Genomic DNA, 454 nt, shown 5'->3' on the forward strand with positions numbered 1-454 from the left:
AGATGTGTATAAGAGACAGCCGCCGAGGCGCTGCAGGTGGAGGATCACGACGCGTTCATCGAGAAGATCCGGCTGGCCCTGTACGCGTCGAAGATCGTCGCGTACTCGCAGGGCTTCGACGAGATCCGCGCGGGGGCAGCGGAATACGGGTGGAGCATCGACCTGGGCCGGGTGGCGGCGATCTGGCGTGGCGGCTGCATCATCCGCGCACAGTTCCTCAACCGCATCACCGAGGCCTACGCCGCCACCCCCGACCTGCCGGTGCTGCTGACCGCGCCGTACTTCCTCGAGGCGCTCGAGCGCGCGCAGTCGGCGTGGCGCGACGTCGTGGCCACCTCGGCGCGCGCGGGCATCCCGTCGCCGGCCTTCTCGTCGTCTCTGGCGTACTACGACGGTCTGCGCGCCGAGCGTCTGCCCGCCGCCCTCATCCAGGGTCTGTCTCTTATACACATCT

General features: G+C 68.3%; 1 pseudogene. It reads left to right on the forward strand.

The window, feature by feature from the left end:
- Positions 1 to 36: 36 nt before the first annotated feature.
- A pseudogene (locus DQ241_RS20320) lies at positions 37 to 454 on the forward strand (NADP-dependent phosphogluconate dehydrogenase); the annotation flags it as partial.

This window comes from Blastococcus sp. TF02A-30 (assembly GCF_003319185.1).
Taxonomy (GTDB): Bacteria; Actinomycetota; Actinomycetes; order Mycobacteriales; family Geodermatophilaceae; genus Blastococcus.